This window comes from Pseudomonas sp. UBA5666 (assembly GCF_002420785.1).
GTDB classification, from domain to species: domain Bacteria; phylum Pseudomonadota; class Gammaproteobacteria; order Pseudomonadales; family Pseudomonadaceae; genus Aquipseudomonas; species Aquipseudomonas fulva.
Map to the genome: position 1 here is coordinate 81,614 of NZ_DIIQ01000045.1, position 21,081 is coordinate 102,694.

22 protein-coding genes and 1 pseudogene are annotated in these 21,081 nt (G+C 62.4%); 11 read left to right on the top strand and 12 right to left on the bottom strand.

All coding sequences use genetic code 11. The annotated features are described in order from the left end of the window. The first annotated feature begins 4 nt into the window (after nt 1-4). Nucleotides 5-1,171 carry a 1-acyl-sn-glycerol-3-phosphate acyltransferase gene (locus B2Y33_RS20370; protein WP_027916607.1) on the top strand — a complete coding sequence of 389 codons (1,167 nt, stop codon included), beginning with the start codon at nt 5-7 and terminating at the stop codon, nt 1,169-1,171. A gap of 59 nt (nt 1,172-1,230) precedes the next feature. Here the strand turns inward: B2Y33_RS20370 and B2Y33_RS20375 are convergent, their stop codons facing one another. Continuing rightward, complete coding sequence (locus tag B2Y33_RS20375) at nt 1,231-1,491, bottom strand: hypothetical protein (RefSeq protein ID WP_027916608.1); 261 nt, start codon at nt 1,489-1,491, stop codon at nt 1,231-1,233. 160 nt (nt 1,492-1,651) lie between these two features. Between B2Y33_RS20375 and B2Y33_RS20380 the strand changes: the two genes are divergently transcribed. Further along, nucleotides 1,652-1,858, top strand: a complete 207-nt coding sequence (locus B2Y33_RS20380) for a hypothetical protein (protein WP_027916609.1) — start codon at nt 1,652-1,654, stop codon at nt 1,856-1,858. 67 nt (nt 1,859-1,925) lie between these two features. On the opposite strand, the gene B2Y33_RS20385 is transcribed toward B2Y33_RS20380, so the two are convergent. Continuing rightward, a complete protein-coding gene (locus B2Y33_RS20385; RefSeq protein ID WP_023534676.1) occupies nt 1,926-2,507 on the bottom strand; it encodes a YajG family lipoprotein in 582 nt (193 codons plus the stop codon). A gap of 166 nt (nt 2,508-2,673) precedes the next feature. On the opposite strand from B2Y33_RS20385, the gene B2Y33_RS20390 reads away from it, so the two are divergent. Further along, a complete protein-coding gene (locus B2Y33_RS20390) occupies nt 2,674-2,907 on the top strand; it encodes a hypothetical protein (RefSeq protein ID WP_027916610.1) in 234 nt (77 codons plus the stop codon). A 604-nt stretch (nt 2,908-3,511) separates the two neighbouring features. After that, nucleotides 3,512-5,020, top strand: a complete 1,509-nt coding sequence (gene mqo / locus B2Y33_RS20395; protein WP_023534698.1) for a malate dehydrogenase (quinone) — start codon at nt 3,512-3,514, stop codon at nt 5,018-5,020. Between the two features lie 39 nt (nt 5,021-5,059). On the opposite strand, the gene B2Y33_RS20400 is transcribed toward mqo, so the two are convergent. From B2Y33_RS20400 to B2Y33_RS20410, 3 genes are all read right to left on the bottom strand, one after another. Further along, nucleotides 5,060-5,356: a PA4642 family protein gene (locus B2Y33_RS20400; RefSeq protein WP_027916611.1), complete on the bottom strand. Its 297-nt coding sequence runs from the start codon at nt 5,354-5,356 to the stop codon at nt 5,060-5,062. 67 nt (nt 5,357-5,423) lie between these two features. After that, nucleotides 5,424-5,894 carry a hypothetical protein gene (locus B2Y33_RS20405; RefSeq protein WP_028688106.1) on the bottom strand — a complete coding sequence of 157 codons (471 nt, stop codon included), beginning with the start codon at nt 5,892-5,894 and terminating at the stop codon, nt 5,424-5,426. Nucleotides 5,895-5,958: 64 nt separating this feature from the next. After that, complete coding sequence (locus tag B2Y33_RS20410; protein ID WP_140175033.1) at nt 5,959-6,516, bottom strand: hypoxanthine-guanine phosphoribosyltransferase; 558 nt, start codon at nt 6,514-6,516, stop codon at nt 5,959-5,961. 164 nt (nt 6,517-6,680) lie between these two features. On the opposite strand from B2Y33_RS20410, the gene upp reads away from it, so the two are divergent. Next, on the top strand, nt 6,681-7,319 hold the full coding sequence (gene upp / locus B2Y33_RS20415; protein ID WP_027916614.1) for a uracil phosphoribosyltransferase: 639 nt from the start codon (nt 6,681-6,683) through the stop codon (nt 7,317-7,319). Between the two features lie 2 nt (nt 7,320-7,321). Beyond that, a complete protein-coding gene (locus tag B2Y33_RS20420) occupies nt 7,322-8,596 on the top strand; it encodes a uracil-xanthine permease family protein (protein ID WP_023534705.1) in 1,275 nt (424 codons plus the stop codon). A 55-nt stretch (nt 8,597-8,651) separates the two neighbouring features. On the opposite strand, the gene hemH is transcribed toward B2Y33_RS20420, so the two are convergent. Further along, the gene (gene hemH, locus B2Y33_RS20425) at nt 8,652-9,668 is read right to left on the bottom strand and encodes a ferrochelatase (protein WP_104926520.1); all 1,017 of its coding nucleotides are present in this window, start codon (nt 9,666-9,668) and stop codon (nt 8,652-8,654) included. A gap of 13 nt (nt 9,669-9,681) precedes the next feature. Next, a complete protein-coding gene (locus tag B2Y33_RS20430; protein WP_140175030.1) occupies nt 9,682-10,587 on the bottom strand; it encodes a TIGR01777 family oxidoreductase in 906 nt (301 codons plus the stop codon). Nucleotides 10,588-10,774: 187 nt separating this feature from the next. Between B2Y33_RS20430 and B2Y33_RS20435 the strand changes: the two genes are divergently transcribed. The 5 genes and pseudogenes from B2Y33_RS20435 (at nt 10,775) to B2Y33_RS20455 (ending at nt 15,849) form a co-directional block, all read left to right on the top strand. After that, entirely contained in the window at nt 10,775-11,761 is a 987-nt protein-coding gene (locus tag B2Y33_RS20435) for an NAD(P)/FAD-dependent oxidoreductase (RefSeq protein ID WP_027916617.1), read from the top strand. A 97-nt stretch (nt 11,762-11,858) separates the two neighbouring features. Continuing rightward, on the top strand, nt 11,859-12,827 hold the full coding sequence (locus B2Y33_RS20440; RefSeq protein ID WP_206405983.1) for a YbgA family protein: 969 nt from the start codon (nt 11,859-11,861) through the stop codon (nt 12,825-12,827). Next, a pseudogene (locus B2Y33_RS20445) lies at nt 12,817-13,717 on the top strand (MerR family transcriptional regulator). Before B2Y33_RS20440 ends, B2Y33_RS20445 begins: the two are co-directional and overlap by 11 nt. Continuing rightward, nucleotides 13,708-15,126, top strand: a complete 1,419-nt coding sequence (gene phrB / locus B2Y33_RS20450; RefSeq protein WP_027916619.1) for a deoxyribodipyrimidine photo-lyase — start codon at nt 13,708-13,710, stop codon at nt 15,124-15,126. Before B2Y33_RS20445 ends, phrB begins: the two are co-directional and overlap by 10 nt. Nucleotides 15,127-15,147: 21 nt before the next feature. Beyond that, nucleotides 15,148-15,849 carry an SDR family NAD(P)-dependent oxidoreductase gene (locus tag B2Y33_RS20455; RefSeq protein ID WP_196110177.1) on the top strand — a complete coding sequence of 234 codons (702 nt, stop codon included), beginning with the start codon at nt 15,148-15,150 and terminating at the stop codon, nt 15,847-15,849. A 43-nt stretch (nt 15,850-15,892) separates the two neighbouring features. Here the strand turns inward: B2Y33_RS20455 and murI are convergent, their stop codons facing one another. Genes murI through hemA form a run of 5 tightly spaced genes read right to left on the bottom strand, consistent with a single transcriptional unit; the run spans nt 15,893 to nt 20,618 of the window. Beyond that, complete coding sequence (gene murI, locus B2Y33_RS20460) at nt 15,893-16,690, bottom strand: glutamate racemase (protein WP_027916621.1); 798 nt, start codon at nt 16,688-16,690, stop codon at nt 15,893-15,895. Continuing rightward, nucleotides 16,683-17,438: a molybdopterin-synthase adenylyltransferase MoeB gene (locus B2Y33_RS20465; protein ID WP_027916622.1), complete on the bottom strand. Its 756-nt coding sequence runs from the start codon at nt 17,436-17,438 to the stop codon at nt 16,683-16,685. The genes murI and B2Y33_RS20465 overlap by 8 nt, the downstream gene beginning before the upstream one ends. Next, nucleotides 17,432-18,262, bottom strand: a complete 831-nt coding sequence (gene prmC, locus B2Y33_RS20470; protein ID WP_140175028.1) for a peptide chain release factor N(5)-glutamine methyltransferase — start codon at nt 18,260-18,262, stop codon at nt 17,432-17,434. The genes B2Y33_RS20465 and prmC overlap by 7 nt, the downstream gene beginning before the upstream one ends. Beyond that, nucleotides 18,262-19,344, bottom strand: coding sequence for a peptide chain release factor 1 (gene prfA, locus B2Y33_RS20475; RefSeq protein ID WP_206405981.1), 1,083 nt, complete (start codon nt 19,342-19,344; stop codon nt 18,262-18,264). Before prfA ends, prmC begins: the two co-directional genes overlap by 1 nt. Further along, nucleotides 19,341-20,618: a glutamyl-tRNA reductase gene (gene hemA / locus B2Y33_RS20480; protein ID WP_027916625.1), complete on the bottom strand. Its 1,278-nt coding sequence runs from the start codon at nt 20,616-20,618 to the stop codon at nt 19,341-19,343. Before hemA ends, prfA begins: the two co-directional genes overlap by 4 nt. Between the last annotated feature and the right edge of the window lie 463 nt (nt 20,619-21,081).

Consider the following 21,081-nt stretch of genomic DNA (forward strand, 5'->3'; position numbering starts at 1 on the left):
CATGATGGGCGAATTCGATGCCATCCGACCATACGACGACGCTGAGGTCCCTGGAGTTCTGGCACGCTTGCTCAGCGACCCGGCATTCCTCGATATCCTGACTCATTTCCGCTTCCCGCGCGCAGCCGGTGCCTTTGGCTGGCTGCTGAAACCGCTGATCGCCCGGCGCCTGCGCCAGGAGTTCGCTGGCGTGACCTGTGTATCGACCCTGCAGGACAAGGTCGAGCACTACGTTGATCGCACCATCGACCGCGCCACCGATGGCGTGACCTATTCGGGTGTGGAGCAGCTCAAGGCCGGCACGGCTTATCTGTTCCTGGCCAATCACCGTGACATCGTCATGGACCCGGCATTCGTCAACTACGCGGTGTACCACGCCGGCCTGCCCACCCCGCGCATCGCCATCGGCGACAACCTGCTGCAAAAACCCTTCGTCAGCGATCTCATGCGGCTCAACAAGAGCTTCATCGTGCACCGCTCGATCACCGGCCGTCGCGAGAAACTGGCCGCCTACCAGCTACTGTCGGCCTATATCAGTCACTCCATCATCAACGACAGCACCTCCATCTGGATCGCCCAGGCCGAAGGCCGGGCCAAGGATGGCGACGACCGCACCGATTCGGCCATCCTCAAGATGTTCCACATGAGCCGCAAGGACGAGGCATTCGGCGCGGTCATCCAGAGCCTGAACCTGACGCCGGTATCGATCAGCTACGAATACGACCCCTGCGACCAGGCCAAGGCCCGTGAGTTGTACATCCGCGCCACCACCGGTACTTACCAGAAGGCGCCGGGAGAGGACGATCACAGCATCGCCAAGGGCATTACCGGCTACAAGGGCCGCGTGCACATCAACTTTGCACCGCCAGTGACCCAGTACTACGAGGACACCAAGCAGCTGGCAGCGGAAATCGACCGGCAGATCCTCGGCGGTTATCGACTGTTCCCCGTGCATTACCTGGCCTATGCGATGTGGGCCGAGCAGGATGACACGCTGCAGGTGCCAAGCGCCGAGCAGGTGTTCCCAGCCGATGAACTGGCCAAGGCCAAGGAAGAATGGCAGCGCCGTCTGGATGCCTGCCCTGAAGAGCAGCGGCCTTACCTGGTGTTGCAATACGCGACGCCGGTGCGCAATCAGTATCAGGTCCGGCAGCAGGCACCGCTTGCTTGAGCATCAAGGGGGCGCTGTTGAACGCGAGCCTCGCGTTCGGCCTGAGCCCCCGATTGTGCTCAGGCCCAGGTGCTGACCCACGACAGCACCAGCGCAATGGCCAGGCAGGCGAAGCCCAGGCTGTAGCGCTGCCTGGGCACCCACCCAGCGAATCGCGCAAACGTCCTCGGCTGCGCCCCCAACCCTAGCCGTGCATCGGCCGCCTCACGCCTGGCGCTGTGCAACAGCAGGCCGCCCGGACACGTCAGCAGCAAGGCCAGCACATTGATGAGCTTGGTGGGATGGGCGGCAATCAGCCCCCAGAGCATGTGCATGGACATCGCGTTACCTCGGCGTAGACCTGAACAAAAGCCAGCATTCTACCCAAGCCACCTGGCACTGCCTGCACGGCGGCGACCGGGTGTCATTTAATTTCATCTGTCATCGGTTCGTCATCAGAACAGGCCACCCTGTCGTCCTTCCTCGAACCGGAGCTCGTTCATGCTGCATGCCGAAAACCAGGACCGCCTCTACCTCGTTGCCCAGAGTGATGAGCAACAGGCGCTCATCGATGGTTTGGCCATCAATGTCCAAGACCGCCAATGGCTGGTCTACTGCGCCTTGGGCGGGCATGCCCATGAGCACTGGCCCGAGGTGGACACCCAGACCGGGATCAGCCTGCTGGACCTGCGCATCGCGACGGCATGATACCGGCACGCGGCATGAAAAAACCGCTGGCCGTCACCGGGCAGCGGTTTGAGTGAAGCATTGAACGTTACTGCGCCAGCACCTGACCGATGCTTGGGTCCTTGAACAACCGGGTCAGTGCGTCGCTCAACACATCGCTGACCAACTGGGTGTTGGTGTCCTGGTTTGGCGCCATGCCAAAGCGCTGATCCAGCGAAGCGCCATAGCGACCGGTGTAGCGGCGGCCGTTGTTGGCGACGTCCGCACGGAAGGTAGCGCCAATGGTGGCTTCGGTCACGTACAGCTTGTCCTTGGGCGACTGGTACTTCAGCTCAGCCAGGGTAACGGTCAACTGGGGCGCGTTGCCTGCGGTGGTGGGCGTGAAGCCCAGCAGGCGCACGGCAGCCTCGGCCTGGGCCTGCAGCTTGGGCACCACCTGGTTGCCGCTGACACTGATGGTGCTGGTTTCCGGGTACATGCCACCGCGGGTGCCCAGGGACGGTGAAGGCCTGCCGTCTACCACTCGCACCACCACCGGCTGGCCCTGCCCCACCGGGGTGAGTTGCGCGGTGAGCTTGGGCTGCGGATTGAGTTGTTGCGGGCTGTGGGCACAACCGACCAGGCTGAGGCTGGCTACGGTGATCAAACCGAACAACAGTCGTTGCAACATGCGCGATTCTCCAGAAAATGCGGCGATGGCGCACAGTATACCCAGCGGCAAGGGCCTGGCTACAAGCGGCTTGCACCGCTTGCGCCCGGTAGGCCCGAGGTTGTCACGAACGCTTAACCGGCGACACTTAAGGTGGCAGCACGTTCACCTGCACAGGACATCTGCCATGGCCTCGCTTTTGCACCTGCTGTTGCCTGCTCCTCGCCATACCGCCTACGCCCTGCTCGACGCGAATGGCACGTGCCTGGCCTTCAAGCATTGCTCGCAAGCACCCGAGGGCGATGGCTGGGTGCAGGTGCAAGAGGTGCAGCTTGCCTGGCTGGGTCATGCACTGCCGGACGATGCCCGGGTTTGCAAGCCGACAAGTCGTCGTTGGCACCAACGCATCCTGGCTGCCTGAAAAACCCCGCAATAAAACCGCGAAATGGCGACATTTCTGGCTGCGACATCGCTATAATCTCCCCCCGATTATAAGGACGTCTCCTGATCGGGCCCCGCATCCGCCGTCTGACCACGGCAAATCTACCCGCCTCGCCCACAGAGAGCCTTCCACTCAGGTCTTGCATCGGCTGTCGTGCCTGCTTCCATGGCCGTCACACTGCAAAGAACCTGTGGGTTGCCATCGCGCAGTCCCCTTTTGAGGTTCACGTCTCCAAAAGAGCGTGAAAAAACGGTTTTCACTACTTCACAAGAGTGTGGCGAGCAAATGAACAATCTGGCATGTGCAAAAGCGGCAGGTGTGTCCCCTACAGCCCTGAACAGGCGGCAAATGGCCCCAACCTGGATGCGTGTCTGAGCGGCTTGCGTAGCGCATCCGACGGTCGTTGACCATAAGTCGAATTGCCGCACCTGGGGCAAACAGGGTTCAATAGGCGAACCCAAAGACTGGTTGGCGGTGTCCGCGGACGTTGCATGAACTGCGAAAAGTCGGACATGGCGATCCTGGAGAACCCGGTGATCCTGTGCTGTCAATTAGGTAGCTGTAGATTGTGGAGACGCGTTAAATGGCGCAGAACGAATCGGTTGATGTAGTACTGGTAGGCGCAGGCATCATGAGTGCCACCCTGGCCGTACTGCTCAAGGAACTCGACCCGACCCTGAAACTCGAAGTGGTCGAGGCGATGGATTCCGGGGCCGCAGAGAGTTCCAACCCCTGGAACAACGCAGGCACCGGCCACGCCGGCTTGTGCGAGCTGAACTACACGCCCCAGGCCGCTGATGGCAGCATCGACATCAAGAAGGCCGTGCACATCAATACCCAGTTCGAGGTGTCTCGCCAGTTCTGGGCCTACTTGAGCAAGAAAGGCAACTTCGGCCCGGCGCGGGCGTTCATCAACCCGGTACCGCACCTGAGCTACGTCGAGGGTGACAAGGGCATCGCCTTCCTGAAAAAGCGCTATGAACTGCTCAAGCAGCATCACGCCTTTGCCGAGATGGAGTACACCGACGACAAGGCCGTGATGAACGAGTGGATGCCGCTGATGATGCCGGGCCGCCCGGCTGACCAGCACATTGCCGCCACCCGGGTGCTCAAGGGGACCGACGTCAATTTCGGGGCCCTGACCAACAAACTGCTCAAGTTGCTGGGCGACGCGCCCGACGCGCAGGTCAAGTATTGCAAGAAGGTCGTGGGCCTGCGTCGCAACGGCGCCGGCTGGACGGTCAGCATCAAGGACGTCAACAGCGGCGGCAGCCGCGAAGTGGACGCCCGCTTCGTGTTTCTCGGCGCCGGCGGCGCTGCCCTGCCGCTGCTGCAGGCCTCCGGCATCCCCGAAAGCAAGGGCTTTGGCGGCTTCCCGGTCAGTGGCCAGTGGCTGCGTTGCGACAATCCGGAAATCGTCAGTCAGCATCAGGCCAAGGTCTACAGCCAGGCCGCCGTTGGCGCGCCGCCCATGTCCGTGCCGCACCTGGACACGCGCGTGGTCGACGGCAAGAAATCCCTGCTGTTCGGGCCGTATGCCGGCTTTACCACCAAGTTCCTCAAGCACGGTTCGCTGCTGGACCTGCCCCTGTCGGTACGCCTGGGCAACCTTGGCCCGATGCTGGCGGTGGCCCGAGACAACATGGACCTGACCAAGTACCTGGTCAGTGAGGTGATGCAGTCGATGGAGCAGCGCCTGGAATCCCTGCGCCGCTTCTACCCCGAGGCCAAGGCCGAAGACTGGCGCCTGGAAGTGGCTGGCCAGCGTGTGCAGATCATCAAGAAGGACCCGAAGAAAGGCGGCGTTCTACAGTTCGGTACCGAGTTGGTGTCTGCCCAGGACGGCAGCCTGGCGGCGCTACTGGGCGCATCGCCCGGTGCTTCGGTGACGGTCTCGATCATGCTGGAACTGATCGAGCGCTGCTTCCCGGAGCAGGCAAAAGGTGCCTGGGCAGCCAAGCTCAAGGAGATCTTCCCGGCGCGCGAGAAGACCCTGGCCACCGACGCTGCGCTTTACCAGAAGATCAGCGCCGACAACGATGCGGCACTGGATCTGGTGCAAAGCAGCCCGGCAGCCAAGCATTACGCCTAAGCCGCCCGGCCAACGAAAAACGCCCCTCGGGGCGTTTTTTCATGCCCGTGAGCGGGCGTTTTCGATGATTTCGATGTACTCCTCGCCATTGCGCTGATCGGCGATCTGCTCGGCGAACGTCTTGCCGTGCTCGTCCTTGCCATCGAGGTCCAAGCCTGCTTCGACGAAGAAGCCAACGAAACGCCGGAAGTCATCCACGCGCAAGCCGCGGTAAGCCTTTACCAGCTTGTGCAGCGAGGGCGAGGTGACCTCATCGGCGGGCTCGAACTGGAGAAACGCCTTGATGTAGTCGTCGCTGATTTCGTCACCGATTACCTGTTTCTTGTCTTTACGCATTGCCGACTCCAACTGGACCATCACGATGTTCAAAGGGCGGCAGTGTACCTTCCGCCGCGCGCGAGCCTCAACGCGTACGTACGGTGCCGGTGTGCAGGTCCGCCCAGATGTGCCCGTTGGCATAGGTGAGAAACTGCACATACAGGGTCTCGTTGCGCAGCAGGTCCATGATGACCCGGTAATCGCTGAGCGGGTAATTCAAGCTCAGCGTGCGTGTCTTCTCGTCGTACAGCGGCTTTTTCAGGCTCTTGGCCGCCTCGCCGTCGAAGGTCAGCAGCACCTGGGTGATGCTGGCCGCCTTGCTCAGAGGCTTGCCTTTGAGGCGCACCTGCAAGGAAGAAGTGATCGGAATGGGTTGCTGGTCCGATTGGCGCTGGGCGCCGACCACCACGGTGTAGTCGGTGACCTGAAGGAGCTGCTGGGCGGTGGGCGCTGCCTGGCGCAGGGACTGGTCGTCGGGCGGCAAGAATTGGCTGTGCATCGGCGCGGCAGCCAGGGGCAGGCTGACTGCCAGCAGGAACGGGATGAACGCACGCATGTGAGGCTCCTTGGCTTGAAGGAGCACTCTAGCATGCTACACGCGGGCGGCAGGCAGGCTGCGCTCAGAGCCCTTTGACGGCGAAGATGCCGTTGGCGTTGCGCCAGTAGCCCTTGTAGTCCATGCCATAACCGAAGATGTAACGATCGACGCACGGCAAGCCCACGTAGTTGGCCTTGAGGTCCGGGCTGGCCTTGCGGTCGTGGTCCTTGTCGATCAGCACGGCCGTGTGCACGGCGCGGGCGCCGGCATGCTTGCAGAAGTCGATGATAGCGCTGAGGGTGTGGCCCTCGTCGAGAATGTCATCGACGATCAGCACATCGCGGTCGATGAACGAGACTTCCGGCTTGGCCTTCCAGAACAGCTCGCCGCCACTGGTCTGGTTGCGGTAACGGGTGGCGTGCAGGTACGAGGCTTCCAGCGGGAATTGCAGGTGGGTCAACAGCTTGCCAGCAAAGATCAGGCCGCCGTTCATCACGCAGAACACCACGGGGTTCTTGTCGTGCAGTTCTTGGCAGATCTGCTCGCCGACCTTGGCGATGGCCGCTTCGACTTCGGCTTCGGTGTACAGGCAGTCTGCTTCACGCATGACTTGACGGATATGCTCGAGATCGGCGGACATGGCGCTCTCCAGGAGGTGCATTTTGGAAAAGCGGGCAAAGGTACGCATCCGCTCGTCACAGATCAAGCGTTTATGGACTAACGTGCAAAATGATCAGACGACAGCACAGGCTGAATAGATTAATCTAGCGCGGTTTTTTTGCCCGCCTTTCGGAGCCCCCCCCTATGCCCACTCGTGAGATCCGCCATCCGCTGATCCGCCACAAGCTCGGCCTGATGCGCCGTGCTGATATCAGCACCAAGAATTTTCGCGAACTCGCCCAGGAAGTCGGCGCCCTGTTGACGTATGAGGCCACCCAGGACCTGCCACTGGAAACCTACGAAATCGACGGCTGGTGCGGCAAGGTTGCCGTGGAAAAGATCGCCGGCAAGAAGATCACGGTCGTGCCAATCCTGCGCGCAGGCATCGGCATGCTCGACGGCGTGCTCAGCCTAGTGCCGGGTGCCAAGGTCAGCGCGGTGGGCGTGGCCCGCAACGAAGAGACGCTTGAGGCCCACACTTACCTGGAAAAGCTCGCGCCGGACATCAATCAGCGCCTGGCACTGATCATCGATCCGATGCTGGCCACCGGCGCCTCGATGGTCGCCACCATCGACCTGCTGAAAAAGGCCGGTTGCCGGGAAATCCGCGCCATGGTCCTGGTTGCTGCCCCAGAGGGCATTGACGTGGTACACAAGGCCCACCCGGATGTGCAGATCTACACGGCCTCCATCGACCAGCGCCTGAACGAACATGGCTACATCGTCCCAGGCCTGGGTGATGCCGGCGACAAGATCTTCGGCACCAAGCAAAAGGACGCCTGACCATGCAGGACGGCTACAACGACCCGCTCTGGCGTCAGGTCGTTTCAGGCGCGCAGATGCTCTTCGTGGCATTTGGCGCGCTGGTGCTGATGCCCTTGATTACCGGCCTGGACCCTAACGTCGCGCTGTTCACCGCAGGCCTTGGCACCTTGCTGTTTCAGCTGGTGACCGGGCGTCAGGTGCCGGTTTTCCTGGCATCGAGCTTTGCCTTCATCACCCCGATCATTCTCGCCAAGGGCCAGTTCGGTCTGGCAGAAACCATGGGTGGCGTCATGGCCGCCGGGTTCGTCTACACCTTCATGGGCCTGATGGTGAAGATCAAGGGCACAGGCTTCATCGACCGTATGCTGCCCCCGGTGGTGATCGGCCCGGTGATCATCTCCATCGGCCTGGCCATGGCACCGATCGCGGCCAACATGGCGATGGGCAAGGCTGGCGATGGTAGCGTGCTGCTGCCCTACAGCACCGCCATGCTGATTTCCATGCCGGCCCTGCTGACGACGCTGATCGTGGCCGTGTTCGGCAAAGGCATCTTCCGCCTGGTGCCGATCATCGCCGGCGTGCTGGTGGGTTTTGCCCTGTCGTTCGCTTTCGGGGTGGTCGACACGGCGAAGATTGCAGCGGCGCCCTGGCTGGAATTGCCCAACTTCACCGCCCCTGCCTTCAACTGGCAGGCCATCCTGTTCATCGTGCCCGTGGCCTTGGCGCCGGCCATCGAGCATATCGGCGGGGTCATCGCGGTGGGCAGCGTGACGGGACGGGACTACCTGAAGACACCGGGCCTGCACCGCACGCTGCTGGGTGACGGCATCGCCACGACGGCAGCCGGCCTGTTCGGCGGACCGCCCAACACTACCTACGCCGAGGTGACCGGCGCGGTGATGCTGACCAAGAACTACAACCCGAAGATCATGACCTGGGCTGCGGTGTTCGCCATCACCCTGGCCTTCATCGGCAAGTTCGGCGCCCTGCTGCAGAGCATTCCGGTGCCTGTGATGGGTGGCATCCTCTGTCTGCTGTTCGGCTCGATCGCAGCCGTCGGGCTCAATACCATGATCCGCCACAAGGTCGACCTCGCCGAAGCGCGGAACCTGGTGATCGTGTCGGTGACCCTGGTATTCGGTATCGGCGGCGTGCTGGTCGGCAGCGGTGACGGTCCCGACGACTGGGGCCTGAAGGGCATCGCGTTGTGCGCTATCGTGGCGATCGCGCTCAACCTCATCCTGCCAGGCAACGATGCCTGGAAGCACAAGCAGCAGGATGATCAGTTGCCTTGACGCCTGAGTCGCCTGGTCTGGCGCCGTCCTCGACGGGGCCAGACCAGGCGGGCCATCAAGCGTTTTCGCAGAGCTTGGCCAGCACCCTCACCCATTCCGGGTGTTCGTTCATGCAGGGCACCAGCACCAGCTCCTGACCACCGGCTTCGACGAATTGCTCGCTGCCGCGCATGCCGATTTCCTCGAGCGTCTCGATGCAGTCAGCCACGAAGGCCGGGCACATCACCAGCAACTTCTTCACCCCGGCCTGGGCGAGTTCGTCCAGCCGCGCTTCGGTATAGGGTTCGATCCACTTGTCCCGGCCCAGCCGCGACTGGAAGGAGACCGACCACTTGCCCGCTGGTATGCCCAGCTTCGTCGCGAACGCCCTGGCCGTAGCCAGGCACTGCCCGCGGTAACACACGGCACGCACTTGGGCGCTGGCACCTTCGCAGCACTCGGGCGCTCGCAGGTCATGCTTCGTACCGCTAGGGAAGAGTTTCTTCAAATGGCGTTCGGGCAAGCCATGGAAGCTGAGCAGCAGGTGGTCATAGTCCTGCTCCAAATAGGGCCGGGCACTGGCGACCAATGCGTCGATGTAGTCTGGATCATCGTAGAACGGTTGCAGCACGCGCATCTGCAGCGGCAGTTGCTGCTCGGTGATGGTCTGCCGGGCGAGCTCCACGACGGTCGTTACTGTGCTGTCGGCAAATTGTGGGTACAGGGGCGCCAGGGTGACCTTGCGTATACCCTGCGCCGCAAGCCGCTCCAGTACCTGGGGCAAGGCTGGCTCACCGTAGCGCATGGCGATTTCCACCGGCCCGTGAGGCCAGTGATCGACCATGGCCGCTTGCAGGCGACGGGTAAGCACCACCAGCGGCGAGCCCTCGTCCCACCAGATCGAGGCATAGGCGTGGGCGGACTGCTCGGGACGCTTGATCAGTATCAACGACACCAACAGGCGCCGGATGGGCCAGGGCAAGTCGACCACATAGGGGTCCATGAGAAACTGATTGAGGTAGCGGCGAACATCGGCTACCGACGTGGAGGCCGGTGAACCCAGGTTGACCAGCAGCAAAGCGTGATCGGTCATGCAGCATCCTATGTCAGAGGCGGCTGGACAAATTGCCCAGCGCCGATTGCAGATCGTTGAAGCGGAACGTGAACCCGGCTGCCAGCAACCGCGTGGGGTAGGCGCGCTGGCCACCGAGCAGCAGGTTCGACATCTCGCCCAGGCCAGCTTTCAGCAGCAACCCAGGCAGGGGTATCACGGCAGGTCGGTGCAGCGCCCTGCCCAGCTGCTTGGCAAATTCACGGTTACGCACAGGCTCAGGTGCACAGGCATTGTAAGGGCCGTTGGCGTCGGTGCGCTGCAAGAGAAAATCAATCAGGGCGATCTGGTCGTCTATGTGGATCCAGGGCATCCACTGCCGACCGTTGCCTATCGGCCCACCTAATCCCAACTTGAAGGGCAAGCGCAGGCGAGACAGGAAGCCGCCGTCGCTGGCCAGCACCAGCCCTGTACGCACCAGCACCACCCGAATGCCCTGCGCTTGTGCACGGCACGCCGTTTCCTCCCAGGCGATGCACAGTTGGCTGGCGAAGTCTTCGACCACCGGCGGGGCGTCTTCGGTCAACTCACGTTCGCCGCCGTCACCGTACCATCCCACGGCCGAACCTGAGATCAGCACGCCCGGACGCTGCTCACGCCTGCCCAGCCATGCCAGCAATTGCTCCGTAAGGGCGATGCGGCTTGACCACAGCAGGTTGCGCCGAGAGGCCGTCCAGGGTCGATCGGCAATCGGCGCACCGGCCAGATTCACCACGGCATCAATGGGGTCGGCCGCTTCCAGTTCATTGAGCTCGGCAATGCCTCTGACACCGTCGCCGCAAAGCGTCGCCACCGCCTCGGGACGTCGACTCCACACGGTGAGCCGATGCCCTTGAGCAAGCCAGTGACGGCACAAGTGCCGGCCTATCAATCCGGTGCCGCCTGTCAGCAGGATGTGCATGGCAGTGTCCTCATGGAATAAGGCAGTGGTCTATTTTTAACATCAAGGCACTTTCTAGCGCCCATGCTCTCCGATAAACATAGGCCAACCAATCGTTACTTGCGGAATATACTTATACATATTTTTATGATTGTACAGGTTTGCCTGACAGCGTAATCTGCGCATAGCAAGGTTTTAAGAGGCCATCATGACCATACCTATTGCCATCATCGGGGCTGGCATTGCCGGCCTGTCAGCCGCCCAGGCACTGCAGAGCGCCGGGCAGACCGTGCACCTTTTCGACAAGGGCCATGGCAGCGGCGGGCGCATGGCCAGCAAACGCAGCGAAGCCGGTGCACTGGACTTGGGGGCGCAGTATTTCACCGCCCGTGACCGCCGCTTCGTCGAAGAACTGCAGCACTGGGTAGCCGCCGGCTGGGCGGCGCAGTGGAAACCACAGCTGTACAACTACCGCGACGGGTCACTCACCCCCTCCCCCGATGAACAGACCCGCTGGGTGGGCGTGCCACGCATGAGCGCCATCACCCGCGGCCTGCTCAAGGACATGACCGTAAGCTTCGCCTGCCGTATTACCGAGGTCTTTCGCGGCAAGGACTACTGGCACCTGCAGGACACCGAGGGCTGCAGCCATGGTCCATTCCGCCGTGTGGTGGTTGCCGTACCGGCGCCACAGGCAACGCCCCTGCTGGCAGCCACGCCAAAGCTCGCAGCCGTGGCCGCCGGGGTGCAGATGGAGCCGACGTGGGCGGTGGCGCTGGGCTTTAAGGCCCCTCTGGATACGCCCATGCAAGGCTGCTTCGTCCAGGAAAGCCCCCTTGACTGGCTGGCACGCAACCGCAGCAAGCCGGGGCGCGACGAGACGCTGGACACGTGGGTACTGCACGCCACTTCCAACTGGAGCCGACAACACATCGACCTGTCCAAGGACGACGTCGTCGAGCACCTGCGCGGCGAGTTCGCCGAACTGGTCGGTTGCGCCGTGCCTGAGCCCGCGTTTGCCCTGGCCCACCGCTGGTTGTACGCCCGCCCCGGCAGCCATCACGAATTCGGCGCCCTGGCCGATGCCGACCAAGGGTTATATGCCTGCGGGGACTGGTGCCTGTCCGGACGGGTGGAAGGTGCCTGGTTGAGTGGACAAGAGGCCGCGCGCCGTTTACTTGAACACTTGGACTGATCGGCTATCTACACCTTAAGGGTTCGCACCGGACCCACTATGTGCTGGAATATTCCTGTACATGACTGATAAGTTGTACAGGTATACGGAGGCAGCTATGCACGACCCTGCAGTTCACCACAAGCCGCGCATCGCTATCAGTGCCTGCCTGACCGGGCATAACGTGCGTTACAACGGTGGGCACAAGTCCTCGGACCTGTGCCGCACCCAACTGGAAGAACATTTCGAATGGACGACGGTGTGCCCAGAAATGGCCATTGGCCTGGGTGTACCGCGCGATCCAATCCGGCTGGTGGGCGACCCTGAACATCCTGAAGTCGTGGGCACGCGCAACCCTGACCTGGACTATACGGGTCCGCTGCGTGATTACGGTAAACAGATGGCCGCCGAACTTGATGATGTTTGCGGCTACATCTTCATGCAGAAGTCGCCCTCGTGCGGTCTTGAGCGTGTCAAGGTCTACCAGGACAATGGTCACCCGGCCATCAACCGCGGTCGCGGCGCCTATGCGCAAGCTTTTTGCGAGCTAAGGCCAGACCTGCCGGTCGAAGAGGAAGGCCGCCTGCACGACCCTGTTCTGCGCGAAAACTTCATCAGCCGCGTGTACGCGTACGCCGATTGGCAACATCTGCTTGAGCAAGGCTTGAGTCGCCATGCGCTGCTGGCTTTCCACTCCCGCTACAAGTACCTGCTGATGGCGAACAACCCGCAGGCTTATCGCACCTTGGGGCGCATGCTCGGCAGCATGAGCAAGGACGACGATACGGCCGTTGTCGCCCCCTGCTATTTCTCGGAGCTGATGCAGGCTTTGCGCCGCTGTGCCAGCCGTGGCACACACGGCAATGTGTTGCAGCATCTGAGCGGCTACTTCAAAAACGCCCTGACCCCTGCCGACAAAGCCGAGCTGCAGACGTTGATCGGACAGTACCAGCAAGGGGTCGTGCCTTTGATCGTACCGCTGACCCTACTCAAGCATCATCTGCGCAACCACCCTGACCCCTACCTGCTGCAACAAGCCTACTTGCAGCCTCATCCTGAACGCCTGGGACTACGTAATGCGGTCTGAGATTCTTCTACCAATTGGTGAGCTGGCCCGGCGCACGGGCGTCAACCCGGTCACCCTGCGCGCATGGGAGCGGCGCTACGGGCTGCTCAAGCCACAGCGCACACCCAAGGGGCATCGACTGTACCCGGTCGAACAGGTCGAGAGAGTGGAAGCGATCCTGGCCTGGTTGCAGCGTGGTGCATCGGTCAGCCAGGTGGGGGATTTGCTGGACAAGCCACTCAGCACCCCACCCACCGGGGATTGGCAAACCCGTCAGTTCCAGATGCTCGAAGCCATCGCCAACTTGTCGCAACGGGCGCTGGATCAACAGTTGAACCAGGCCATGGCGCTCTACCCTGCCGTCACGTTATGCGAGCAGTTGCTGCTGCCTTTGCTGGACCTGCTGGAACTGCGCTGGCGCAATTACTTCAACGCCCGGCTTGAGCAGGTGTTCTTCCATACGTGGTTGCGCAGCAAACTGGGCGCGCGGGTGTATCACGACAATCAGCTGCTACAGGGCCCACCGGTTCTGCTTGCCGAAGACAGTGACCGAGGCTTCGACCCTGGCCTGTGGCTCTGCGCATGGCTGTTCACCAGCAATGGCTTTGCGGTGGAAATCCTCGAGCAAGCCGTGGCCGGTGCGCAGTTGCAGAGTGCAGCTGCGGCCTTGAAGCCGCGCGCGGTGCTCCTGAACCTCGGCCCGCGCATCGACACCCGCGCGTTGCAGCGCACGCTCCAGAACCTGCAGCTGCCCACCCTTGCCGGGGGAGCCTTGCTGGCGCTGCATCAGGCCCAACTGGGCTCGCTCGACCTGCCTCACCTGCACACCTTCGATACCCCTCAAGCGGCCTTGCAGTTACTGCAAGGCCTGTGACTGCCAGCCTGGAGAGATTCCGATTTCATGCATTTGACCTGGCTTCGCAGTGACCTACGCGTTACCGACAACACCGCCCTGAGCGCCGCCAGTGAACGTGGCCCAACCCTGGCCCTGTGGCTTATCAGTCCTGGTCAATGGCAGGCCCATGACGATGCGGCCTGCAAAGTGGATTTCTGGCTACGCAACCTGCGCGAGGTGCGCCAGTCGCTTGATGCGCTCAACATCCCATTGCTCATACGCACGATAGACACCTGGGATGATGCGCCTCAGGCTGTGCTCGACGTCTGCCGGAAGCATCATGTCCAGAGCGTTCACTGGAACGAGGAATACGGCATCAACGAGGCCCGCCGCGACACGGCCACGCGCCAGTTGCTCGAAGCCTCCGAGGTTCAGGTTCACAGCCACCTCGACCAGCTCCTGTTCCGGCCCGGAACGGTGCTGACCCGCAGTGGCGGCTACTTCCAGGTGTTCGGCCAATTCAAGAAAAACTGCCTGGAACACTTGCACCGCAGCCTGCCCTCAATGGCCTCACCGGTTAAACGTCAAGCCCCGACATCAATCAAGAGCGACCCGATTGCGCACCATGTCGATCCCTTCGAAAAGCCCGCAGACGCGCTGCGCAAGCATTGGCCTGCTGGCGAGCAGGAGGCTCAGGCAAGGCTTGCCCGATTCACCGACGAGGTCATCGACGATTACGAGACGTTGCGTGATCTTCCTGCTCGCGAGGGCACCAGTCAGCTGTCAGCCTACCTTGCAGCGGGGGTCATCTCACCCCGCCAATGCCTGCATGCCGCGCTGGCCCACAACCGAGGCGAGTTCGACAGCGGCAGCAGCGGCGTCCAGACCTGGATCAACGAGCTGCTCTGGCGCGAATTCTACAAGCACATCTTGACGGGCTATCCCCAGGTGTCTCGGCATCGTGCCTTCCGTGCGCACACCGAGGCGTTGCCGTGGCGTAAGGCACCCAAGGAATTCGAAGCCTGGCAGCAGGGCCGAACCGGCTTCCCGATCATCGATGCGGCCATGCGCCAGATGCTGGCCACCGGCTGGATGCACAACCGGCTACGCATGCTGACCGCCATGTTCCTGAGCAAGAACCTGTTGATCGACTGGCGGCTGGGGGAACGTCACTTCATGCGCCATCTGATCGACGGCGATCTGGCGGCCAATAACGGCGGCTGGCAGTGGAGCGCATCCACCGGCACCGACTCGGTCCCCTACTTCAGGATCTTCAACCCCGTGTCGCAGTCCCAACGTTTTGACCCCAAGGGCCGCTTCATTCGTCAGTGGGTACCTGAATTGCAGGGCATTGACGACAAAAATATCCACGACCCCGGAAAATGCCACGGCTTGATTGATGCTAACCTCTATCCCACTCCTATCGTCGATCTTCACAGTAGTCGACAGCGGGCGCTCCAGGCTTTCAAGGAGTTGCCCCGCTAGTCGTGTATAGAGGGCAATGCCGTGGGTGGCTCACGCAGTTTTTGGGTTACGGGCGCAACGGATGGGCTGGGCCTGGCACTGGTCCGCAATCTTTTAGCTAATGGGCAGCGGGTCGCCGCCAGTGCAGGTGCAAGCGAGGAACTCGATCGCTTGTGCTTGCACCATGGCGATCGCTTGCTGCGGCTTCCAGGCCAGTTACATCAGCAGCCCGATGCTGACGAGGCAGGCCGCATGATCGGCGACGCCTGGGGCTCATTGGATGGCTTGATCCTGAATGCCGCCACCTGTGATTACTTGCTCCCTGGTACCTCGGACAGCGAGTTGTTCGAGCATCTGATCACCACCAACCTTCAGGCGGCACAGCACTGCCTCGAGTACGCCACGCCCTTGCTGGACAAGGGCGATACGCCCCAGATAATGGCGGTTTTCAGCCGCTACTCCGCCACGCAGCTCTACGCGCCGACGCAGTTTCCTGCCGGCTGGAACAACGCCGTGCAGTGGGTAAGGGAGCAGCGTTCATCGTTGCTCGCCAACGGCATAGCGCTGACAGTGGTAGCGCCACAATCCCTGAAAAACCCTGTGACGGCTGCCAGCGCGGTGCCGGAAGACTGGACCGCCGACACAGCGGCGCTGGAGCTTCTGGCGCGCTTGCCTGCACGTGAGCCTGAGCTGGTGCTCGAGACGCTGAACCCGTCGAATCTCTGGCCGCTGCCGCAGCACTAGCTGCGAGGCTCAACACACCGTGCAGTCATGCAGTGCAGCGTGCTCAGGACGTGAAACGTTCCACGTCTTGAGAGGTATGCCACAGCACCGGAAGGATATCCATCAACGCGCGTGGATCGCCGCTGGTCCAGAACCGCGTTGGCCGAGCCGGGCCGGGTGCCAGCAGATCAGCACCCGCGAGCAGGCGTTCGAGTTGGCGCGCCACGGCTGCGCCCGTATCGATGACGGCCACGTGGGACGGCACCGTTTCAGCCAGCAAGGGTTTCAGGAACGGATAATGCGTGCAGCCCAGTATCAAGGTATCGCAGCCCGCCGCCAGAAGCGGTTCAACGTACCTGCCCAGCAACGTGCGTAACACCGGGCTGTTCAGGTCTCCCGTTTCGATCAGTTCGACAAGCCCGGGGCAAGGCTGGGTGATCACCTGCACGTTGCTGGCAAAGCGATCGAGCAAGGCGGCGAACTTGGCACTTTGCAAGGTTCCGGTCGTGGCCAGCACGCCGACTATCCCTGAACGGGTGGCCGCTGCGGCAGGCTTGACCGCCGGCTCCATGCCCACGATCAGCCAGTGAGGATAGTGCGCGCGCAGATCAGCCACCGCAGCCACGGTAGCCGTGTTGCAGGCCAGTACCATGGCCTTGGCGCCTTGTTGATGCAAGAAGGCGGCGATGTGGCGGCAGCGTTCACGAATGTAGTCCGGGGACTTTTCCCCGTACGGCACATGGCCACAATCCGCGAGGTAGTGGAGCGTTTCGTTGGGCAAGCGTTGACGAATCTCGGCAAGCACCGACAGCCCCCCCACCCCGGAGTCCATCACCCCGACCGGCCCCTCGCGCTCAGCCATCGCGCTTGCCACACACCGCGCAGCCAGGGTCGCGTTTGACCCGCAACTCACGGATGCGCGTGCCCAAGGCGTCGATCAGCAACAGTCGCCCTACCAAGGGTTCGCCAAAGCCGGCCAGCAGCTTCATGGCCTCCAGCGCCTGCAAGCTGCCCACCAGACCCACCAAGGGGCCGATCACGCCAGCCTCGCTGCAGGTCAGCTCGGCCTCGCTGCCATGGCCATACAGGCAGTGATAGCAGGGGCTGTAGTCCCGGCGCGGGTCGAACACCGACAGCTGGCCTTCCAGGCGTATTGCGGCGCCACTGACCAAGGGCTTCGCGGCCGCCACGCAGGCCGCGTTGACCGCCTCACGTGTACCGAAGTTATCCGAGCAGTCCAGGACCAGGTCCACTGCCGATACGGCAGCGGCCAGTGAGTCTTCATCCAGCGCCTGGCGGTGGGCGACCAGGTCGATTTCCGGGTTGATCGCCTGCAAACGTTGCAGGGCCGAGTCGACCTTGCTCATGCCCACGCTGGCACTGTCATGGATGACCTGGCGCTGCAGGTTCGTCAGGTCGACCGTATCGAAATCCGCCAGGTGCAGCTCGCCAACGCCGGCAGCTGCCAGATACAGCGCCACAGGCGAGCCCAGGCCACCGAGTCCGACGATCAGGGCCTTGCTCTGCTTGAGGCGCAGCTGGCCGTCGATGTCGATCTGGGACAGCAATACCTGCCGACTGTAGCGCAGCAGCTCCTGGTCGCTCAGCATGGCAAGCGCCCCACGGTGATGCGCTGGTGACCGCCCAGGTCGATGCGGCTGCCCACCTCGACAAAGCCGTTTTCCCGCAACAGCACCTGGACGGCATCAGCCTGGTCGTAACCATGCTCGAGCAGAAGCCAACCGCCAGGGGCGAGGTGGCTCGGCGCCTGGGCGGCGATGACCCGCAGGTCGTCAAGACCGTCGACCCCGGCTACCAGCGCGCTGCTGGGCTCGAAGCGCACGTCACCGTCGACCAGATGCGGGTCTGAAGCCGCGATGTAGGGTGGGTTACTGACGATCAGGTCGAAGCGCTCGTCGGCAAGCCCCTCAAGCCAGTGGCTGACCTGGATGCGGACGTTGGCCAGGCCAAGCCGCTGGCGATTGCGCTCGGCCAACGCGGCGGCCTCGGGCACGCGATCCACCGCCGTTACCTGCCACGCCGGTCGCTCGCTGGCCAGCGCCAGGGCAATTGCACCGGTGCCGGTCCCCAGGTCGAGCACCCTGGCCGGCAGCGCAGGCTGCAACTCCAGTGCCGTCTCGACCAGCAGTTCGGTGTCCGGGCGCGGGATGAGCGTATGCGGGGCCACTTCCAGATCGATCTTCCAGAAGCCCTGCTGGCCCAGGATATAGGCCACAGGCTCCCCTTCCCTGCGCCGCTGCAGGTAGCCGGCGTAGGTCTGGGCAGCTTCGCTGCTGACGATGCGCTCTGGCCATGTGTGCAAATAACTGCGCGACTTGCCAAGCGCCGCCGCCAGCAGCAGCTCGGCATCCAGGCGCTCGGTAGGCGAGTCGGGTAACTGCGCGTTGCGCAGCAGGCTGGCGATGATGGTCATCAGTCCCCCAGTGCAGCCAGTTGGTCGGCCTGGTATTCGGCCAGCAGGGGCTCGATCACCGCATCGACCCCACCGGCCAGCACGTCGTCCAGCGAGTACAAGGTCAGGTTGATGCGATGGTCCGTGACCCGACCCTGTGGATAATTGTAGGTGCGGATGCGTTCGGAGCGATCCCCGGAGCCCACCAGCAGTTTGCGCTCACTGGCGATGGCGTTCTGAGCGGCGCTGGTCTGCATGTCGTTCAACTTCGCCGATAACCAGGACAAGGCGCGCGCACGGTTCTTGTGCTGGGAACGCTCTTCCTGGCATTCGACGACAATGCCTGTGGGCAAGTGCGTGATGCGGATGGCCGAGTCGGTCTTGTTCACGTGCTGACCGCCCGCGCCGGACGCGCGGTAGGTGTCCACGCGCAAGTCGGCTGGGTTGATCTCGATGGCCGCTTGTTCATCCGGCTCCGGCAAAACCGCCACGGTGCAGGCCGAGGTGTGGATGCGGCCCTGGGATTCGGTTTCAGGGACGCGCTGTACACGGTGCGCGCCGGACTCGAACTTGAGCTTGCCGTACACGTTCTCGCCCTCGACGCGGGCGATGATTTCCTTGTACCCGCCGTGCTCGCCTTCGTTCTCGGAAAGGATCTCCAGCCGCCAGCCGCGCTTTTCCGCGTAGCGCGAATACATGCGAAACAGATCGCCCGAAAAGATCGCCGCTTCGTCGCCACCCGTTCCAGCGCGAATCTCGAGAAACACGTTGCGCCCGTCGTTGGGGTCCTTGGGCAGCAACATGCGCTGCAGTTGCGACTCCAACGCCACCAACTGGTCCTTGGCCTCACGCACTTCCTCCACGGCCATTTCACGCATGTCCGGGTCGCTGTCCTTGAGCAGCGCCTGGGCGCTTTCAAGATCATCCTGGACCTTGCGCCATTGCTGATAGGCCGTGTGCACCGGCTCGACTTCGGCATATTCGCGGGAATAGGCGCGAAAACATGTCTGGTCGGAAATGACCTCGGCATCACCGAGCAAGGCGGTGAGTTCTTCGAAGCGGTCCTGGAGAATGTCCAGTTTATTGAGCAGCGACGCTTTCATTGCAGGGATTTGTCCGTGGAGCCCTCGTCGAGGGCAAAGAGTTCCTGGGCCATGGCCAGCGCATCGAGGCGGCCCTCGGCCGAGAGCTTTTTCAGCTGCACGCTGGGCGCATGCAGGAGCTTGTTGGTCAGGCCGCGCGCCAATTGGGCCAATACGTCTTCAGGGTTGCCACCATTGGCCAGCAAGCGCTGGGCCTTTTGCAGTTCTTCATCGCGCAGTCGCTCGCTTTGCTGGCGGTAGGCCCGGAGCACATCGACAGCGGCCAGCTCTCGCAGGCGCACCATGAAATCCTCGGCCCCCACCGCCACCAGTTCTTCGGCGGCCTGGGCAGCGCCCTGGCGGCTCTTGAGGTTTTCGGCAACCACGTCATGCAGGTCGTCGACGGTATACAGGTACACATCGTCGAGCTCGCCCACTTCGGTCTCGATGTCGCGCGGGACGGCGATATCGACCATGAAGATGGGTTTGTGTCGGCGCTGCTTGAGGGCGCTTTCGACGGCGCCCTTGCCCAGAATCGGCAACTGGCTGGCGGTGGAGCTGATGACGATATCGCTGTTGGCGAGTTCCTGGGGGATATCGGCGAGCAGCACGGCATGTGCGCCGAACTGTTCGGCCAGGGTGCTGGCGCGCTCGAGCGTACGGTTGGCCACCACGATGCGGCGTACGCCCTGCTCGTGCAGGTGGCGAGCGACCAGGGTGATGGTCTCGCCGGCGCCGATCAGCAGTGCCTGGCTGCGGGCGAGGTCGCTGAAGATCTGTTTGGCCAGACTGACGGCCGCGAAAGCGACCGACACGGGGTTTTCGCCGATGGCGGTGTCGGTACGGACCTGTTTGGCGGCGCTGAACGTGGCCTGGAACAGGCGCCCGAGCAGCGGCCCGACGGTGCCGGCCTCGCGGGCAACGGCATAGGCGGATTTCATCTGGCCGAGGATCTGCGGTTCGCCGAGCACCAGTGAGTCGAGGCCGGAGGCGACGCGCATCATGTGCCGGACGGCGTCGTGTTCTTCATGCACGTAGGCGCTGGCACGCAGTTCGTCGAGGCTGAGGCGGTGATAGTCGGCCAGCCACTGGAGCACGGCATCGGCCGACAGTTGGTCCTGCTCGATGTAGAGCTCGCTGCGGTTGCAGGTGGACAGGATCGCTGCCTCGCGACTGGTGGTGAGGCGGCAGAGCTGCTGCAGGGCGTCCACCAGCTGCTCCGGGGTAAACGCCACGCGCTCGCGTACGTCTACCGAGGCAGTCTTATGGTTGATACCAAGTGCAAGAAAGGCCATGCAAGATCGCTGGTTGTGACAGGAAGCCGATAATTGTCCTCTTTCGCAGGTTGCAGGACAACCACCGTTCGCTATCGAGGCGATAGTGTGGCGGGGTCGAGGTGATCTTGCCGATACGCTGTGGACTTCCGGCGCTGGCCTCCAAGGTTGTAGTTATTCAGCTATTACCCGCCCCTTGATGGGGTGCTCAAGGCGACAGTACGCGCGCCTGACTTGCACCGAGCTACAACTTCTTCACGTTCAAGGTCGCTATCGGGCCTTGCGCTGCGTACGTGCTTCCAACACAACCTCTCATGACTCTTGAGTTCAATACTGACTCCCCCTTACTCCATAGCGTTTAATCTTGCTTTTGATCTTGCTTTTGATCTTGATCTTGGTCTTGCTTTTTATCTTCGCGACTTCAGAAGGCCGAACGCAGCGCTTGCGGAGGGAGTTGCCACGCATGGAGGCCTGTCAAGCGCTG

Bases quoted from the DNA above. Each gene is read 5' to 3' on its own strand.
- hemA (WP_027916625.1), bottom strand. From the start codon at position 20,618: ATGGCCTTTCTTGCACTTGGTATCAACCATAAGACTGCCTCGGTAGAC.
- B2Y33_RS20440 (WP_206405983.1), top strand. From the start codon at position 11,859: ATGCACGACCCTGCAGTTCACCACAAGCCGCGCATCGCTATCAGTGCC.
- B2Y33_RS20375 (WP_027916608.1), bottom strand. From the start codon at position 1,491: ATGTCCATGCACATGCTCTGGGGGCTGATTGCCGCCCATCCCACCAAG.
- B2Y33_RS20465 (WP_027916622.1), bottom strand. From the start codon at position 17,438: ATGCTGAGCGACCAGGAGCTGCTGCGCTACAGTCGGCAGGTATTGCTG.
- murI (WP_027916621.1), bottom strand. From the start codon at position 16,690: ATGGCTGAGCGCGAGGGGCCGGTCGGGGTGATGGACTCCGGGGTGGGG.
- phrB (WP_027916619.1), top strand. From the start codon at position 13,708: ATGCATTTGACCTGGCTTCGCAGTGACCTACGCGTTACCGACAACACC.
- B2Y33_RS20430 (WP_140175030.1), bottom strand. From the start codon at position 10,587: ATGCACATCCTGCTGACAGGCGGCACCGGATTGATAGGCCGGCACTTG.
- B2Y33_RS20410 (WP_140175033.1), bottom strand. From the start codon at position 6,516: ATGTCCGCCGATCTCGAGCATATCCGTCAAGTCATGCGTGAAGCAGAC.
- prfA (WP_206405981.1), bottom strand. From the start codon at position 19,344: ATGAAAGCGTCGCTGCTCAATAAACTGGACATTCTCCAGGACCGCTTC.
- B2Y33_RS20435 (WP_027916617.1), top strand. From the start codon at position 10,775: ATGACCATACCTATTGCCATCATCGGGGCTGGCATTGCCGGCCTGTCA.
- B2Y33_RS20420 (WP_023534705.1), top strand. From the start codon at position 7,322: ATGCAGGACGGCTACAACGACCCGCTCTGGCGTCAGGTCGTTTCAGGC.
- B2Y33_RS20380 (WP_027916609.1), top strand. From the start codon at position 1,652: ATGCTGCATGCCGAAAACCAGGACCGCCTCTACCTCGTTGCCCAGAGT.
- B2Y33_RS20405 (WP_028688106.1), bottom strand. From the start codon at position 5,894: ATGCGTGCGTTCATCCCGTTCCTGCTGGCAGTCAGCCTGCCCCTGGCT.
- mqo (WP_023534698.1), top strand. From the start codon at position 3,512: ATGGCGCAGAACGAATCGGTTGATGTAGTACTGGTAGGCGCAGGCATC.
- upp (WP_027916614.1), top strand. From the start codon at position 6,681: ATGCCCACTCGTGAGATCCGCCATCCGCTGATCCGCCACAAGCTCGGC.
- B2Y33_RS20400 (WP_027916611.1), bottom strand. From the start codon at position 5,356: ATGCGTAAAGACAAGAAACAGGTAATCGGTGACGAAATCAGCGACGAC.
- hemH (WP_104926520.1), bottom strand. From the start codon at position 9,668: ATGACCGATCACGCTTTGCTGCTGGTCAACCTGGGTTCACCGGCCTCC.
- B2Y33_RS20385 (WP_023534676.1), bottom strand. From the start codon at position 2,507: ATGTTGCAACGACTGTTGTTCGGTTTGATCACCGTAGCCAGCCTCAGC.
- B2Y33_RS20370 (WP_027916607.1), top strand. From the start codon at position 5: ATGGGCGAATTCGATGCCATCCGACCATACGACGACGCTGAGGTCCCT.
- B2Y33_RS20390 (WP_027916610.1), top strand. From the start codon at position 2,674: ATGGCCTCGCTTTTGCACCTGCTGTTGCCTGCTCCTCGCCATACCGCC.
- prmC (WP_140175028.1), bottom strand. From the start codon at position 18,262: ATGACCATCATCGCCAGCCTGCTGCGCAACGCGCAGTTACCCGACTCG.